Raw genomic sequence first — 16,190 nt, forward strand, 5'->3', positions numbered from 1 at the left:
ACCCAAGCGTCCCAAGATTGCCCCAGGTAGCTTGGATTAAAATTCTGCAGACAGAAAAAAGCCCCGTAGACGATTGATCTACAGGGCTTTCTAATTGGAGGCTGAGGTCGGAATCGAACCGGCGTTCACGGATTTGCAATCCGGTGCATAACCACTCTGCTACTCAGCCTTGAAACTAAACAGGCCGTCATTAACGGCCCGTTGAAACTGGAGCGGGAAACGAGACTCGAACTCGCGACCCCGACCTTGGCAAGGTCGTGCTCTACCAACTGAGCTATTCCCGCTTGTCTTGGTGACGGGCGCCATTCTATATGACCAGCGCCCGGCGTCAACCCCTTGATTCAAAAAAGTTTTATTTCTTTTCAGCGGTCGGGCTCAGATGCGGCCAGGCAGCCATCAAATAATGCACCATCGACCACAATGTCAGCACTGCAGCCACGATCAACAGCAGATACCCGCCCAGCACCCAAAGCGTGAAATGTGGCGGATTGCCAAGCAGAATAACCAGTGCAGCCATTTGCGCCGCGGTTTTCCACTTGCCGAGATTGGAGACTGCCACGTGCGCCCTTGCGCCGATTTCAGCCATCCATTCACGTAAAGCGGACACCACGATTTCGCGGCCGATGATAATCGTCGCCGGCAGCGTCAGCCAGAGGTTGCCGTGCTCGGCGGCAAGCAGCACCAACGCCACAGCAACCAGGAGCTTGTCCGCTACCGGATCGAGGAAAGCGCCAAAGGGTGTGCTCTGCTCCCAGCGCCGCGCCAGATAACCATCCAGCCAATCGGTTACTGCAGCCACACTGAATACCGCACTGGCAGCCCAATAGCTCCAGGAAAACGGCAGATAAAACATCAGCACGAAAATCGGTATGAGGATGACGCGCAGCACAGTTAACAGATTAGGTATGTTCATCGGGACATCGGGGCCTTGATGTGAGCCGGCATTCTACTCGCTGTGCAATGAGGCATAAATCAACTCTGCAAGCTTTTTACTGATGCCGGGTGCTTTGGCGATTTCTTCGCTGCTGGCTCGGGTGAGTTCTTGCAGGCCGCCGAAATGATTGAGTAGCTCGCGGCGACGCTTCGGGCCAACACCCGCTACACCTTCGAGGGTCGAGGTGCGACGAGTTTTGCCACGCCGCGCGCGGTGGCCGGTAATGGCGAAACGGTGCGACTCATCGCGAATCTGTTGGATCAAATGCAGTGCAGGGGAATGGCCAGGCAAGGTAAATTCGTGCGCAGCATCATTCAAATAAAGCGTTTCCAGCCCCGGCTTACGCGTGGTGCCTTTAGCCACGCCGAGCAGGATCAGATCCGGCACAGCCAGCTCTTCAAGCACTTCGCGGGCCATGGCCAGCTGACCTTTGCCGCCGTCCACCAGCAAGATATCCGGCAGCTTGCCCTCGCCGTCCTTGATCTTGCTGAAGCGTCGCGTAAGCGCCTGATGCATGGCCGCGTAGTCATCGCCAGCAGTAACGCCTTCGATGTTATAGCGCCGGTAATCCGACTTGAGCGGACCTTCCGGGCCGAATACCACGCAAGAGGCAACAGTCGCCTCGCCGCTGGAATGGCTGATATCGAAGCACTCAAGGCGTTGCGGCAGCTCGTCCATCTCCAGCGCCTGAGCCAACGCTTCAAAACGCGCTGCCACATGCTGACGATCAGCCAGCCTTGCGCTCAGTGCCTGCTCAGCATTGGTCACAGCTAATTGCTGCCAACGCGCTCGGGTGCCACGCACCCGGTAACTAATGCTGAGTTGCCGGTCGCGCGACTCACTAACGGCATCAATCAGGGTGGCGAAGTCTTCATGCTGTGCGTTGACGATCAATTCATCCGGCAAGTCGCGCTCGACACTGCCCAGATAATATTGAGCGAGAAACGCCAGCAGCACATCGGCGCCCTCTTCCTCGATGGCTACTTGCGGAAAGAAATTCTTGCTGCCCAGTACCCGTCCGCCACGCACAGAGATCAGGTGAACGCAGGCGCCGCCCGGGTTAACCATGGCGGCAACCACATCAACGTCGCCGTTGCCGCCTTCCATGCTTTGCTGATCCTGAACACGACGCAGCAGTGCGATCTGATCGCGCAACTCGGCCGCACGCTCAAACTCAAGCTTCATCGAGGCGGCCTGCATGGCGCTGCCGAGTTCATCCGTCAGGGCATTGCTTCTACCCTCCAGAAACATGGTCGAGTGACGCACATCGGTGGCGTACTCTTCCGGCTCGACCAGCCCTACGCACGGGCCTTTACAGCGCTTGATCTGATATTGCAGGCACGGGCGCGTGCGGTTCTTGTAAAAGCTGTCTTCGCACTGGCGCACCAGAAAGGTCTTTTGTAACAGGCTCAGGCTTTCACGAATGGCGCCGGCACTGGGATAAGGCCCGAAATAGCGACCTTTGAGCTTTTTCGCACCGCGATGAATGCTCAGACGCGGAAACTGTCCATCCGATAGGAACACATACGGATAGGACTTATCATCGCGCAACAGAATGTTGTACGGCGGGCGCCATTGCTTGATCAGCGTCTGCTCAAGCAGCAGCGCTTCGGTCTCGTTGGCGGTGATGGTGGTTTCGACCTGCGCAATCTTCGCCACCAGCGCTGCGGTTTTTGGCGCAAGCCCAGTGGTGCGAAAATAGCTCGCCAGACGTTTCTTGAGGTTTTTCGCTTTACCGACATACAGCAGCTTGGCGTCGACGTCGAACATCCGGTAAACACCGGGCCGACCGCTGCAAGTTGCTAGAAACGCGCTGGCATCGAACACATTAGCCATCAGTTGGAGGCGTCGACCATGCCGTGACGAACGGCGAGCAAGGCCAGCTCGACATCACTGTTAATGGCCAGCTTTTCGAAGATCCGATAGCGATAGGTGTTGATTGTTTTGGGTGACAAACACAGCTTGTCAGAAATGCTCTGAACCTTCTGACAGCCGGCAATCATCATCGCGATTTGAATTTCGCGATCAGACAACAGATCGAACGGCGATGCATTTTCAGTGGGCTGGAATGACTTCAGCGCCAACTGCTGGGCAATTTGCGGGCTGATGAAGCGCTGGCCCATAAAGACTTGGCGAATGGCCTGAACCATCTCCTCAAGTGCTGCGCCCTTGGTCATGTATCCCGCCGCACCCGCTTGCAGCAAGCGCGTTGGAAACGGGTCTTCCTCACAGGCCGTCACTGCCACGACCTTGAGGTCTGGGTAACTGCGAATCAGTTTGCGCGTGGCTTCCAGGCCGCCGATGCCAGGCATCTTGACGTCCATGAGCACGACATCGGGCCTCAACTCGCGCACAAGGCGCAAAGCTTCTTCGCCTGAGTCAGCCTGACCGATCACTTCAAGGCCATCGATATCGGCCAGCATGCGCGTAATGCCCATGCGAACCAGATCGTGATCATCGACCACTAGCACCTTAATCAATCGACACCTCTCTGTACGTGAGCCGCATCTGTAAAACGGATAGCTTGTGCAAGGGTAAATAAGCACACACTAGGCAGATTGCCGTATCCACGAAAAATCACAAGCCCACTGCGTTAAACCACCGCAGCAAACTGCACGACGAGTGCGCAGTTGCGTATAAAAAAAGCCGCACAAGACGCCATAGACGCGAATTATTCCGAGCGCTTTTGCCTTGCCTCGGCTGCCGTCTGGCTCATGCATTGACGCCAAGAAAAAAGCAGCCTGGCCCAGCAAATTGGGCGATTCATTCTACACCAATTGCCCAAGAAACAAGCGCTTATCGCCAAATGACGACCGAGTCATAATCTGCAGGCATAAAAAAACCTCCCCGAAGGGAGGTTTTTTTTGAGGTGTGAATCGTACAAACAATCCACAACTGAAATATGGCGGAAGCGTAGAGATTCGAACTCTAGGACCTGTTACAGTCGACGGTTTTCAAGACCGTTGCCTTAAACCACTCGGCCACGCTTCCAATTGCATCACAGTGACAACCCAAAGGCGCTTCAGCACCTGTGTAACTGCCTGCGGGGCGGCATATTACCCGAATGAAATACGCTGTCAAATACTCTGCACTCATTTTTTTACATCCGGTGTTATGCTCAAGGTCGAATTGCTTATTGAGCGCCATGCAAACAGGAGTCTGCTATGCACCCACAAGATTACGCCCAGAACCACACGCAGGTAGAGCAGCTAGAAGTTAGCCGTGTCCTGCGCAACACATACGGCTTGCTGGCTATTACGCTGGCCTTCAGCGGTTTGGTTGCGTTTCTTGCACAACGCGCCAACGTTGCTTATCCGAACATCCTTGTTGTGCTGGTCGGTTTCTACGGTTTGTTCTTCCTCACCGCCAAGCTACGCAACTCGCCTTGGGGCATCGTTTCGACCCTCGCCCTCACAGGTTTCATGGGTTACACGCTTGGGCCAATCCTTAACCGCTACCTGGGCATGAGCAACGGCGCTGAAGTTGTCAGCTCAGCATTCGCCATGACCGCTCTGGTGTTTTTCGGCCTGTCGGCTTACGTGCTGACCACGCGCAAAGATATGAGCTTCCTCAGCGGCTTCATTACCGCCGGTTTCTTCGTGCTGCTGGGCGCAATGGTTGCGGGCTTCTTCTTCCAGATCAGCGGCCTGCAACTGGCGATCAGCGCCGGCTTCGTGCTGTTCTCCTCAGTCTGCATTCTGTTCCAGACCAGCGCGATCATTCATGGTGGTGAGCGCAACTACATCATGGCGACCATCAGCCTGTATGTTTCGATTTACAACCTGTTCATCAGCTTGCTGCAGATCTTCGGCATCATGGGTCGCGATTAATCGCCCCGCTCAACAAAAAGCCCGCTTCGGCGGGCTTTTTCGTTTCTGTTGCGAGCATCTTGCGGCGTCAGGCTTTATCATTCGCATGGATTGTTTGACTGGCCAGACCATGAAATTTGCCATTGCCCTGTTCTCCCCGCCCTACTCACCGTCTTCCCGGCGCGCGTTACGCTTTGCCCAGACGGCGCTGAGTAGCGGCCATGAAATTGTCCGACTGTTCTTCTATCAGGATGGCGTGCACAGCGCCTCAAGCAGCGTTGTCAGCAACCAGGATGAACTGGATGTCGCCGCGCAATGGCGCGAGCTGCTAACAGCGCATCAGCTTGATGGCGTTGTTTGTATCGCCGCAGCCCTGCGCCGCGGCGTGCTCAATGCGGAAGAAGCCGAGCGTTATGCCCGCAACGCCGCCAGCCTTGAAGCGCCGTGGGAGCTTTCTGGCTTGGGGCAATTGCACGAAGCCAGCCAAATGGCTGACCGACTCGTCTGCTTCGGGGGCAACTGATATGGCCAAGTCTCTACTTATTATCAGCCGCCATGCCCCTTGGGCTGGACCAGGCGCGCGCGAAGCGCTGGATATCGCACTGGCTGGCGGAGCGTTTGATTTGCCCATCGGCATGCTGTTTCTTGATGACGGCGTGTTTCAACTTGCGCCCGGCCAGCAACCGCAGAGCCTTGAGCAAAAGGACCTGAGTGCAAACCTGCAAGCCTTGCCGATGTTTGGTGTAGAGGAGCTGTTTGCCTCGCAGCACTGCCTCGATCAGCGCGGCATCCGCCAGCTCACGCTGCCAGCTGTGTGTGTTGGCGACGCCGAGATCAGCGCATTGATAGACCGCTATGAACAGGTGATTACCCTCTGATGGCCACCTTACATGTGTTATCCCACTCGCCATTTACCGACAGCCGCCTGAGCAGCTGTCTGCGTATTATTGGCCCTGATGATGGCGTATTGCTTTGCGGTGACGCCGTCTATGCCTTGCAGCAAGACAGCGCCCTGCAGCAGACGCTGGAGCGGATGCCCGACTCGATCGGTCTGTACGCCCTGCAGGAAGACTTGCAGGCCCGCAACATCGATGCAGGCAAGCGAGCCAACGCCATCGATTATCCAGAGTTTGTCGAACTCAGTTGCCGCTTTGCCAAGGTTAATAGTTGGTTATGAGTGAACTGCAGATCGACCAGCAGCGTATCGCTCTGGACAAAGACGGTTACCTGATCAACCTGGCAGACTGGTCGCAGGCCGTGGCCGAGGCGCTGGCCGAACGCGAGCAATTGACTCTGAGCCCCGAGCACTGGGAAATCCTGCATTTGCTGCGCGATTTCTATGCCGAGTTCCAGCTGTCTCCGGCTAATCGCCCGCTTATCAAATACACCGCACTGAAGCTCGGCCCGGAAAAAGGCAACAGCCTGCACCTCAACCGACTGTTCAATGGCACACCTGCCAAACTCGCTGCCAAGTTGGCGGGCCTACCCAAACCGACGAATTGCCTATGATCCTGCAAACTCCAGCTGAACACCCCTTCGCTCAATTCGTGCGGATTCTTGGCAAGGGCAAGCGCGGCGCACGCAACCTGACGCGCAGCGAGGCGCGTGAAGCGATGGGCATGCTGCTCGACGACAAAGTCGAAGACACCCAACTGGGTGCGTTCCTAATGCTGTTGCGGCACAAGGAAGAAAGCAGCGAGGAGATGGCAGGCTTCGCCGAAGCCGTGCGCGAGCGACTGCAAACACCTGCGATCGCGGTCGACATTGACTGGCCGACCTACGCCGGTAAAAAGCGCCACATGCCGTGGTATTTACTGGCCGCTAAAGCCTTGGCCAACAGTGGCGTGCGCATTTTGCTGCACGGCGGCGGCGCGCACACCGCCGGGCGCATGTATGCAGAGCAATTGCTTGGCAATCTGGAAATCCCCCTGTGCCGCGACTGGGTTCACGTCGAGGCCGCGCTGGATGAACAGCACCTAGCGTTTATCCCGCTTGGCGACTGGATGCCGGCGCTGCAGAAGATGATCGACCTGCGCAATACGTTGGGCTTGCGCTCGCCGATCCACTCATTAACCCGCATTCTCAATCCGCTGTCGGCGCGCTGCGGCCTGCAAAGCATTTTTCACCCTGGCTATCAGGCCGTGCATCGCGAAGCCAGCCAATTGCTGGGTGATCATGCCATCGTGATCAAGGGCGAAGGCGGTGAAATCGAGATCAATCCAGACGCCAGCAGCCATTTGTATGGCACCACCAATGGCGAGAACTGGGACGAAGAATGGCCGGCATTATCTGCGCAGCGCCATGTAAAGCCCGAGTCCCTGCAGGTTGAGCATATGCTCAGCGTCTGGTCTGGCGAGGTCACAGACAGCTACGCGAATCTGGCCATTGTCAGCACCATGGCGCTGGCATTGCGTGGCCTTGGCATGAGCCGCAGCGATGCCTTTAGCGAGGCGCAGAAACGCTGGGATGCGCGCGTCATATCTAAGTAGGCGATATTTAAAGGCAGATATTTGCAACCATCCATCGATGAACTTTGGTTAAGCTGACTGTAAATCAAGTCACAACGCAGAGGCTCGCTGATGGGATTGCTGATTGAAGGCCAATGGCACGACAAATGGTACGACACTAAAGGTGACGGCCGCTTCCAGCGTGAAAGCGCCAAACGTCGCAACTGGATTACCGCCAACGGTGAAGCAGGCCCCAGCGGCGAAGGTGGTTTCGCCGCTGAAGCCGGTCGCTACCATTTGTACGTGTGCCTCGCCTGCCCCTGGGCGCATCGCACCTTGATCATGCGCCAACTCAAAGGCCTTGAATCACTGATCGACGTTTCGACCGTGAGCTGGCTGATGCGTGAGAATGGCTGGACTTTTGATCGCGCAACCGGCTCAAGTGGTGACGCACTGGACGACCTGAGTTTTCTGCATCAGCGTTACACCGCAGACGACCCCAACTACAGCGGTCGCGTGACCGTGCCGTTGCTGTGGGACAAGCAGCAACAGCGCATCGTCAGCAATGAGTCTGCTGAAATCATCCGCATGTTCAACAGCGCCTTCAATGGACTGACGGGCAACACGCTGGACTTCTACCCATCGGCCTTGCAGGACGAGATCGACGCACTCAACGAGCGCATCTATCCGGCTATCAACAACGGTGTTTACCGCGCAGGCTTTGCTACCACGCAAGACGCTTACGAAGAAGCCTTCGATGAGCTATTTGCCGAACTTGATGCGGTAGAAACGCTGCTCGAAACGCGGCGCTATCTCACCGGCGAATACCTGACCGAAGCGGATATCCGCCTGTTCACGACCATTGTGCGCTTTGATGCGGTCTATTACGGCCACTTCAAATGCAACCTGCGCCGGATTGAGGATTATCCGAATCTGTCGAACTGGCTGCGGGAATTGTATCAATGGCCCGGTATTGCCCAGACCGTGAACCTTGAGCACATCAAGAATCACTACTACGCCAGCCACGCGACCATCGACCCGACGGGCATTGTTCCCAAAGGGCCCGCGCTGAATTTACAGCGCGAGCACAATCGCGGTCGGCTTAACGGCAAAGGCATTGCCGACGCAGGCTAAAGCACGGAACTGAAGGCGCTCAGACCTCGGCTTGCGCGCCTTCAAACCATGCCAATTTTTCGCGCAACTGCACCACTTCACCGATGATGACCAAGGTTGGCGCATGCACTTCGTGCTCAGCCACTAATGCCGGCAAATCAGCGAGCGTGCCGGTGAATACGCGCTGGGTCTGGGTGGTGCCTTGCTGGATCAACGCTGCCGGCGTCGAAGCCGCACGACCATGGGCAATCAGCTCCTGGCAAATAACCGGCAAGCCCACCAGCCCCATGTAGAACACCAGCGTCTGGCTGGGCGCACTGAGTTCGCGCCACGGCAAATCACAACTGCCATTTTTCAGGTGCCCGGTGACGAACCGCACAGACTGCGCGTAATCGCGATGAGTCAGTGGAATGCCCGCATACGCGGCGCAACCGCTGGCCGCCGTTATGCCCGGGACGACCTGAAAGGGAATACCGTGCGCGGCCAGCTCTTCAATTTCTTCGCCGCCACGGCCGAAAATAAACGGATCGCCGCCCTTGAGGCGCAGCACCCTTTTACCTTCCTTGGCCAACGCGACCAGACGCTGATTGATTTGATCCTGCGGCAAGGCATGGTCTGCGCGCTGCTTGCCGACATAAATGCGCTCGGCGTCGCGGCGGCACAACTCGATAATGGCCGGTGCGACCAAACGGTCGTACAGCACCACATCAGCCTGCTGCATCAGGCGTAAGGCGCGGAATGTCAGTAAGTCCGGATCACCCGGCCCTGCCCCAACCAGATACACCTCACCGAGCATACGCGGCGCGGCGCCGGCGATTTTCTCAGCTAGCAGGCGCTTGCCCTCGTCCAGCTTGCCAGCAAAAACACTCTCGGCAACCTGACCCTGAAAAACATCTTCCCAAAACACCCGGCGCTGCTGAACGTTAGGGAAAAGGCTTTTGACTTGCGCACGAAACTGCTTGGCCAGCCCGGCTAAATGGCCGTAGGTTGCAGGAATCCAGGTCTCGATCTTGGCACGCATCAGCCGCGCCAGAACCGGCGCGTCGCCGCCGCTGGACACCGCCACAATCAACGGTGAGCGATCGACAATCGCCGGAAAGATAACGCTGCAAAGCTTGGGCGCGTCGACCACATTAACCGGGACGCCGCGTGCCTGAGCTTGCTCTGAGATTTGCTGATTCAGCGGCTCGTCATCCGTTGCCGCGATGACCAGCACCACGCCTTCAAGATCGTCTGCCTGATAGCCGCGCAAACGCAGCTCACCGTGTACAGACTCAAGCATCTGGCGCATGTCGTCACGAATGGCCAGGGTGACCACGCGCAGCGTTGCACCGGCATCCGCCAGCAGGCGCGCCTTGCGCAGGGCAACTTCACCCCCGCCAACCACCAGAACCGTGCGGCCCTGTAACTTGTGAAACAGCGGGAGATATTCCATTACAGCCTCGGCGCAATACAGATAAACAGCGGCAAAACTGAAACGCTTCGCCGCTGCAAACGATCAGATGGGCAATTAACCGATTACTTCGATACCGCCCATGTAAGGCTTGAGCACTTCCGGTACCCGGATCGAACCATCGGCCTGCTGATAGTTTTCCAGTACCGCAACCAGCGTACGGCCTACTGCCAGACCGGAGCCGTTGAGGGTATGCACCAGTTCCGGCTTGCCCGTTTCCGGATTACGGAAACGCGCTTGCATACGGCGCGCCTGGAAGTCGCCACAGTTGGAGCACGAAGAGATTTCGCGGTACTTGTCCTGGCTGGGCACCCAAACTTCGATGTCGAAGGTCTTAGTGGCGCTAAAGCCCATGTCCCCTGTGCACAGCGACAGCAGGCGATACGGTAGCTCGAGCAATTGCAGAACCTTCTCGGCATGGCCGGTCAGCTCTTCAAGCGCCTGATACGAGGTTGCCGGATCGACGATCTGAACCATTTCGACTTTGTCGAACTGATGCTGGCGAATCATGCCGCGGGTATCGCGACCCGAAGCACCGGCTTCACTGCGAAAACAGGGCGTGTGCGCCACGAACTTGATCGGCAGTTGCTTGGCATCGAGAATCTCGCCGGCGACGATGTTGGTCAGCGACACTTCGGCCGTCGGAATCAGGTAGAAGTCAGCTTCGCCTTCGCGGCTGATCTTGAACAGGTCTTCTTCAAACTTCGGCAGCTGGCCGGTGCCTTGAAGAGCAGGCGCTTGCACCAGATAAGGCGTGTAGGCTTCTTCATAGCCGTGCTCGCCAGTGTGCAGGTTGACCATGAACTGTGCGAGTGCGCGATGCAGGCGCGCAATCGGGCCGCGCAACAGAGCAAAACGTGCGCCAGAGAGTTTGGCTGCGGTTTCAAAGTCGAGCCAGCCGTGCTGTTCGCCCAGCGCTACGTGATCCTGAATCGGGAAATCGAAAGTCTTGGGCGTACCCCAGCGACGCACCTCAACGTTGTCGTCTTCGTCGGCGCCAACCGGCACGGATTCGTGCGGCACGTTTGGCAGGTTTAGCATCAGCGCATCGAGCTCGGCCTGAATCGCGTCAAGCTCACGCTTGCCCGCTTCAAGTTCGCTGCCCATGCGGTCCACGTCTGCCAACAAGGGTGCAATGTCTTCGCCGCGCTGCTTGGCCTGACCAATCGACTTGGAGCGGCTGTTGCGCTCGGCCTGCAGTTGTTCAGTGCGGGTTTGCACATCTTTACGCTGTGATTCAAGGGCTTCGAAACGCGCTACATCGAGGGTGAAGCCACGTGTGGCGAGGCGTTGAGCGATTTCCTGAATTTCGGTGCGCACCAGTTTGGCGTCGAGCATGGTGATTTCTCAATACAAAGGTGTGAATTGCATGGCAAAGCCATGGTACAGAATGCGGACAAGTTTAAGGGTTCGCGGCGCTCAGCGCTAAGCATGTGCCGAAAAAAATGCCTGAATGAGCAAAAATACCCAGCAAATTGCAGCTAATCCGCGTTACAGCGCGCTTTCGCAGCGTTACGCCAGCGCCTGAGCGCAAAACACAGCAAGCCGAGCATCCGCGATGACATCCGTGATGACATCCGTTATTACATTCGCGCCAGGCCAAGGCCGGCCCATGCGGCGAACAAACCACCTGCCAGGCTGGCGATAAAATAGCCCATTGCCATCGCGGTTTGGCCGCCCTCGATCAAGCGCAGGGTTTCCAGGCTGAACGAGGAGAACGTGGTCAGGCCGCCGAGTAAGCCAACAGTAATACCCGTGCGCAGCTCAAGCGGAATATCGGTTCGCGTAAGAAACAAGCCGCTGAACAGTCCGATCAGAAAACAACCGATCAGATTGACGCTCAAGGTGGCCATGAAGAAGTGCCGGGGCCAGTTTGCCGCGACAAAATAGCTGGCGAGAAAGCGCAAGACACTGCCCACTGCCCCGCCAAAAGCGACCGCCGCCATGATCTTGATCATTCGCCTCTCCGTTTGCGTGGGCTGGCCGCATCCTGCGCCGCCAAGTGCGCGAGTTTGTCGCGTATTTTAAGCTCCAGGCCGCGTGGCACTGGTTGGTAATACTGGCGGGGTTCGAGGGCCTCGGGGAAATAGTCTTCACCCGCCGCATAGGCGTCTGGCTCATCATGGGCATAGCGGTACTCATCGCCATAACCCAGCTGCTTCATCAGTTTGGTTGGTGCGTTGCGCAGGTGCAGCGGGACTTCCAGCGAGCCGCTTTCGGCCACATCGCGCATGGCACTCTTGAAGCCCATGTACACCGCATTGCTCTTGGGCGCGCAGGCAAGGTAGGTGATGGCTTGCGCCACGGCCAACTCACCTTCCGGGCTGCCGAGACGCTCCTGAACATCCCATGCCGCTAAGCACAGACTCAACGCACGGGGATCGGCATTACCGATATCTTCACTGGCCATACGCACCACTCGGCGGGCGATGTACAGCGGATCACAGCCGCCGTCGAGCATGCGCGCAAACCAGTACAGCGCGCCGTCGGGATTAGAGCCGCGTACAGACTTATGCAGCGCAGATATCTGGTCATAAAAGGCTTCGCCGCCTTTGTCGAACCGACGCTGGGTGTCACCGAGCAAATTTTGCAGCAGTTCGACTGAAATGGCCGAGTCGTCTTCAGCAAGATCGGCGGCGTTTTCCAGAAAATTAAGCATGCGCCGGCCATCGCCATCAGCGGCAGCCATCAGCACTTTAAAGCTGTCATCCGGCACCATCAGCTTACGCTCGGCAAGACCACGCGGATCCTTCAGGGCGCGGTCAACCAGCTTGCGCAGGGCGGTTTCATCGAGGCTTTTGAGCACGTAAACCCGCGCCCGCGAAAGCAGTGCGTTGTTCAATTCGAACGAGGGGTTTTCGGTTGTGGCACCAATGAATATAAGCGTGCCGTCTTCAACATAGGGCAAGAAAGCATCTTGCTGGGACTTGTTGAAGCGATGCACTTCATCGACAAAGAGGATGGTCTGGCGGCCATATTGCGCGGCGTGCTGCTGCGCCACCTCAACCGCCTGACGGATTTCCTTAACCCCGGAGAGTACCGCCGAGATGGTTTCGAAGTGCGCGTCGGAGACTTTCGCCAGCAGCCGCGCCAGTGTGGTTTTACCCACGCCAGGCGGCCCCCAGAATATCATCGAGTGCAGAGCGCCCTGCTCCAGCGCTTCACGCAGCGGTTTGCCGCGTGCCAGCAAATGTTCCTGACCGACATACTCATCCAGGCTTGCTGCCCGCAAACGAGCGGCAAGCGGTTGAGCAACTGTGGTCTTGCGAAACAAATCCATGGATCTGGGCTACAACCTCTTACTCTTGGATGACGTCCGCGCCAGGCGGAATCTCGAAGTTGAACTCACTGTCATTGATCGGCGGATTCATCTTCACGCCCAGAAACAGAATATTGGTGCGCTGACCAATGCTGTCGACCAGTTGCATATCGTTAAGCACTTTGTCGCGGAATGACAAGCGGAGGTTATCGAACAGGCTGTCCTTGGCTTTTGGCTTCAGGGTGAAATCGACAACGTTACCCGCCTCTTTCGAAGTGATATCGAAGTTCTCGCTGATCTTCGACACATCACCCGACAACAGCAATGCAGGCGTGTGCGTCAGGCGCTGATCGAGCGTCTGAATAGTCACCTGTTCAAGATCCGGGTCGTATAGCCAGACCTTGGTGCCGTTAGATACCAGCAACTGCTCTTGCGGCGCATCGGTGTGCCAGCGGAACAGCCCCGGGCGTTTAAGTGACAACTCGCCTGCGGTTTCCTGCAACTGAGTGCCGCCACCGTCGAGGGTTAGCTGGGAAAAACGCGCGGAAATGGTTTGAGCCTGATTGAGCAACTGGGTCAGGCGCTGCACCGAGGCGTCGTCGGCCATGGCCGAAAAACTGCAAAGGCTTACTGCAGAAAGCAACAGCGTGCGAATCAAGCGCATGGAACTCCTCATTCTTGAGTCCGGTAAAGGGTTAGTCACGGACCGGCGACGGTGCGATAACTTCACGTGAGCCATTGGTGCTCATTGAGGTTACGACACCGGCCATCTCCATTGATTCGATCATCCGCGCAGCGCGGTTGTAACCAATCTTGAGCTTGCGTTGTACGGCCGAGATTGAGGCGCGGCGGCTTTCAGTGACAAAGCGCACGGCTTCGTCATATAGCGGGTCATCTTCACTGTTGTCGCCATCTTCACCGCTGCCGCCTTCGCCGCTCGGGCCACCTTCTTCAACACCGGCGAGAATCTCTTCGATGTAATCCGGCGCACCGCGCAATTTCCACGCCTCGACCACGCGGTGAACCTCGTCGTCGGAGACGAAAGCGCCGTGTACGCGAATCGGCAAACCCGTGCCGGGCGGCAGATACAGCATGTCACCGTGGCCAAGCAATTGCTCGGCGCCGCCCTGGTCGAGAATGGTCCGCGAGTCGATCTTGCTCGACACCTGGAACGCCATACGCGTCGGGATGTTGGCCTTGATCAGACCGGTAATAACGTCAACCGAAGGACGCTGAGTTGCCAGAATCAAGTGAATACCGGCAGCACGCGCCTTCTGGGCGATACGCGCGATCAGTTCTTCCACCTTCTTGCCGACGATCATCATCATGTCGGCAAATTCGTCGACCACCACCACGATGGTTGGCAGGGTTTTCAGCAGCGGCGCTTCGTCATCCATGCTCTGGCGACGATACAGCGGGTCGGTCAGTGGCGTACCAGCTTCGATGCCGTCCTTGACCTTGCGGTTGAAACCGGCAAGGTTACGCACGCCCATGGCTGCCATCAGTTTGTAGCGACGCTCCATTTCGGCAACGCTCCAACGCAGGGCGTTGGCCGCTTCCTTCATGTCGGTTACAACCGGGCACAGCAGGTGTGGAATGCCTTCGTAGATCGACAATTCAAGCATTTTCGGGTCGATCATGATCAGTCGCGCATCTTCAGGCTGCGACTTGAACAAGATCGACAGGATCATAGCGTTAACGCCCACCGACTTACCGGAACCGGTTGTACCGGCCACTAGCAAGTGCGGCATTTTCGCCAGATCGGTAATAACCGGACGGCCGCCAATGTCGTGACCCAGCGCCAGGGTTACGGGCGATTTGAAATCGTCGTACTCAGGTGACGACAGCACTTCGGAGAACCGCACAATCTGCCGGTCTTCGTTAGGAATCTCGATGCCGACTGTGGTTTTGCCCGGAATGACTTCAACCACCCGCACGCTGATCACGGCGATGGAACGCGCAAGGTCTTTGGCCAGATTGGAAATACGGCTGACCTTGACCCCGGCAGCAGGCTGGATCTCGAAACGGGTAATAACCGGGCCCGGGTGCACCGACTCAACAATGACCTCGACGCCGAACTCCTTGAGCTTGACCTCAAGCAGGCGCGACATTGCCTCCAGCGACTCCGGCGAGAATTGCTTCTGCTTCTTCTCGGCGACATCAAGAATGGAGATGGGCGGCAACGTCCCTTCAATAGCCGAATCAACGAACAGCGGCGCCTGCTTCTCTTTCTGCACGCGTTGGCTGGGTTCGGTCGGCTTGGGCATGGTGTCCAGCGGCGTAATGATCGGCGCTTTACGCGCATCGCCACTGGCAGCCGGCTTGTTCACTGGCTGAGTTGCGGGCTCCGGCAGGCGGATCTCAGGGCTGCGAGCCGCAGGCGCCGGCTCTTTGGCCATGGTTGGCTCGCGGCGCTCCTGGGCGATAGCCGCTTTGGGCTTGGCGGGCGCAACAGGCTCGTCTACCTCACGCAGCTGGGCGATCATCTGCTTGCGCTCGCTGCGCGCATCCCACCAGCGGGTCACGGCGTTCTGCAGCAATTCGATCAAATCGAGGGTGATCTTGCCGGTAATGTCCATGACCTTGAACCAGGACAAATCGGTGAACACCGTCAGGCCAAACAGAAACAGCGAAATCAGCAAGAGCGTGCTGCCCTGCACGTTCAGGCCATCGACGGCCATCACGCCGAGTGTTTCACCCAGCGCGCCGCCAGCTGAAGCAGGCATGCTTTGCGACGCAGGAAAATGGATGTAGGCCAGTGCAGAACCGGCGAACACCAGGAAAATCAGGCCAATCAAACGCCACGAAAACAACCAGCCGCTCCATTGCCATGGCTGGTGACGGGCACGGAAAACCTGCCACGCTTTGACGCCGAGCAATAACGGGAACAGATACGCGAAGTAACCTATTGCCATAAACAGAATATCGGCAAACCAGGCCCCCGCACGGCCGGCAGCATTGTGCACCTGTTGCACGTTGCTGGTATGCGTCCAGCCCGGATCGGCCGAATCATAGGTGAGCAGCGCCATCCACATGTAGAGGCAGAGTGCACCGAGCGCAATCAATGCCCCTTCCTTGAGGCGGGAAGGCAGCTGTTGACGCCAGAGAGGGGCTTGGACTGTAGGGCTAGATTTCTTCAAAACGCATTTGTTCCTGCACCAGAGGCGCCGATTGA

General features: G+C 57.4%; 16 protein-coding genes and 3 tRNA genes. 7 read left to right on the top strand and 12 right to left on the bottom strand.

What is annotated here, in order from left to right:
• Positions 1–95 precede the first annotated feature (95 nt).
• The 6 genes from FEZ62_RS18635 to FEZ62_RS18660 form a co-directional block, all read right to left on the bottom strand.
• A tRNA-Cys gene (locus tag FEZ62_RS18635) sits at positions 96–169 on the bottom strand.
• A 39-nt stretch (positions 170–208) separates the two neighbouring features.
• Positions 209–284 (bottom strand) — tRNA-Gly (locus FEZ62_RS18640).
• Between the two features lie 68 nt (positions 285–352).
• Positions 353–913 carry a CDP-diacylglycerol--glycerol-3-phosphate 3-phosphatidyltransferase gene (pgsA, locus tag FEZ62_RS18645; RefSeq protein ID WP_069900292.1) on the bottom strand — a complete coding sequence of 187 codons (561 nt, stop codon included), beginning with the start codon at positions 911–913 and terminating at the stop codon, positions 353–355.
• A gap of 33 nt (positions 914–946) precedes the next feature.
• Complete coding sequence (gene uvrC, locus FEZ62_RS18650) at positions 947–2,770, bottom strand: excinuclease ABC subunit UvrC (RefSeq protein WP_172929392.1); 1,824 nt, start codon at positions 2,768–2,770, stop codon at positions 947–949.
• Entirely contained in the window at positions 2,770–3,414 is a 645-nt protein-coding gene (gene uvrY, locus FEZ62_RS18655; RefSeq protein WP_069900290.1) for a UvrY/SirA/GacA family response regulator transcription factor, read from the bottom strand. Before uvrY ends, uvrC begins: the two co-directional genes overlap by 1 nt.
• 423 nt (positions 3,415–3,837) lie before the next feature.
• Positions 3,838–3,925, bottom strand: a tRNA-Ser gene (locus FEZ62_RS18660).
• Between the two features lie 173 nt (positions 3,926–4,098).
• Between FEZ62_RS18660 and FEZ62_RS18665 the strand changes: the two genes are divergently transcribed.
• The 7 genes from FEZ62_RS18665 (at position 4,099) to FEZ62_RS18695 (ending at position 8,324) form a co-directional block, all read left to right on the top strand.
• Positions 4,099–4,764 carry a Bax inhibitor-1/YccA family protein gene (locus tag FEZ62_RS18665; protein WP_172929393.1) on the top strand — a complete coding sequence of 222 codons (666 nt, stop codon included), beginning with the start codon at positions 4,099–4,101 and terminating at the stop codon, positions 4,762–4,764.
• 109 nt (positions 4,765–4,873) lie between these two features.
• Positions 4,874–5,266: a sulfurtransferase complex subunit TusD gene (gene tusD / locus FEZ62_RS18670; RefSeq protein WP_172929481.1), complete on the top strand. Its 393-nt coding sequence runs from the start codon at positions 4,874–4,876 to the stop codon at positions 5,264–5,266.
• Between the two features lies 1 nt (position 5,267).
• Complete coding sequence (gene tusC / locus FEZ62_RS18675; RefSeq protein ID WP_172929394.1) at positions 5,268–5,621, top strand: sulfurtransferase complex subunit TusC; 354 nt, start codon at positions 5,268–5,270, stop codon at positions 5,619–5,621.
• Positions 5,621–5,920: a sulfurtransferase complex subunit TusB gene (gene tusB / locus FEZ62_RS18680; protein ID WP_069900286.1), complete on the top strand. Its 300-nt coding sequence runs from the start codon at positions 5,621–5,623 to the stop codon at positions 5,918–5,920. Before tusC ends, tusB begins: the two co-directional genes overlap by 1 nt.
• A complete protein-coding gene (locus tag FEZ62_RS18685) occupies positions 5,917–6,252 on the top strand; it encodes a TusE/DsrC/DsvC family sulfur relay protein (protein WP_069900285.1) in 336 nt (111 codons plus the stop codon). The genes tusB and FEZ62_RS18685 overlap by 4 nt, the downstream gene beginning before the upstream one ends.
• Positions 6,249–7,232, top strand: a complete 984-nt coding sequence (locus tag FEZ62_RS18690) for a glycosyl transferase family protein (RefSeq protein ID WP_172929395.1) — start codon at positions 6,249–6,251, stop codon at positions 7,230–7,232. Before FEZ62_RS18685 ends, FEZ62_RS18690 begins: the two co-directional genes overlap by 4 nt.
• Positions 7,233–7,322: 90 nt before the next feature.
• On the top strand, positions 7,323–8,324 hold the full coding sequence (locus FEZ62_RS18695) for a glutathione S-transferase family protein (protein ID WP_172929396.1): 1,002 nt from the start codon (positions 7,323–7,325) through the stop codon (positions 8,322–8,324).
• A 19-nt stretch (positions 8,325–8,343) separates the two neighbouring features.
• Here the strand turns inward: FEZ62_RS18695 and cysG are convergent, their stop codons facing one another.
• The 6 genes from cysG to ftsK all read right to left on the bottom strand — a co-directional run bounded on the left by cysG (position 8,344) and on the right by ftsK (position 16,155).
• Entirely contained in the window at positions 8,344–9,738 is a 1,395-nt protein-coding gene (gene cysG, locus FEZ62_RS18700; RefSeq protein ID WP_172929397.1) for a siroheme synthase CysG, read from the bottom strand.
• Positions 9,739–9,813: 75 nt separating this feature from the next.
• The gene (gene serS / locus FEZ62_RS18705; protein ID WP_069900281.1) at positions 9,814–11,094 is read right to left on the bottom strand and encodes a serine--tRNA ligase; all 1,281 of its coding nucleotides are present in this window, start codon (positions 11,092–11,094) and stop codon (positions 9,814–9,816) included.
• 245 nt (positions 11,095–11,339) lie between these two features.
• On the bottom strand, positions 11,340–11,714 hold the full coding sequence (gene crcB, locus FEZ62_RS18710; protein WP_069900280.1) for a fluoride efflux transporter CrcB: 375 nt from the start codon (positions 11,712–11,714) through the stop codon (positions 11,340–11,342).
• Positions 11,711–13,036, bottom strand: a complete 1,326-nt coding sequence (locus tag FEZ62_RS18715; RefSeq protein ID WP_172929398.1) for a replication-associated recombination protein A — start codon at positions 13,034–13,036, stop codon at positions 11,711–11,713. Before FEZ62_RS18715 ends, crcB begins: the two co-directional genes overlap by 4 nt.
• Positions 13,037–13,055: 19 nt before the next feature.
• Complete coding sequence (lolA, locus tag FEZ62_RS18720) at positions 13,056–13,679, bottom strand: outer membrane lipoprotein chaperone LolA (RefSeq protein ID WP_172929399.1); 624 nt, start codon at positions 13,677–13,679, stop codon at positions 13,056–13,058.
• Positions 13,680–13,710: 31 nt separating this feature from the next.
• A complete protein-coding gene (gene ftsK, locus FEZ62_RS18725; protein ID WP_075723438.1) occupies positions 13,711–16,155 on the bottom strand; it encodes a DNA translocase FtsK in 2,445 nt (814 codons plus the stop codon).
• Between the last annotated feature and the right edge of the window lie 35 nt (positions 16,156–16,190).

This window comes from Pseudomonas sp. MS19 (genome assembly GCF_013277615.1).
Taxonomy (GTDB): domain Bacteria; phylum Pseudomonadota; class Gammaproteobacteria; order Pseudomonadales; family Pseudomonadaceae; genus Aquipseudomonas; species Aquipseudomonas marincola.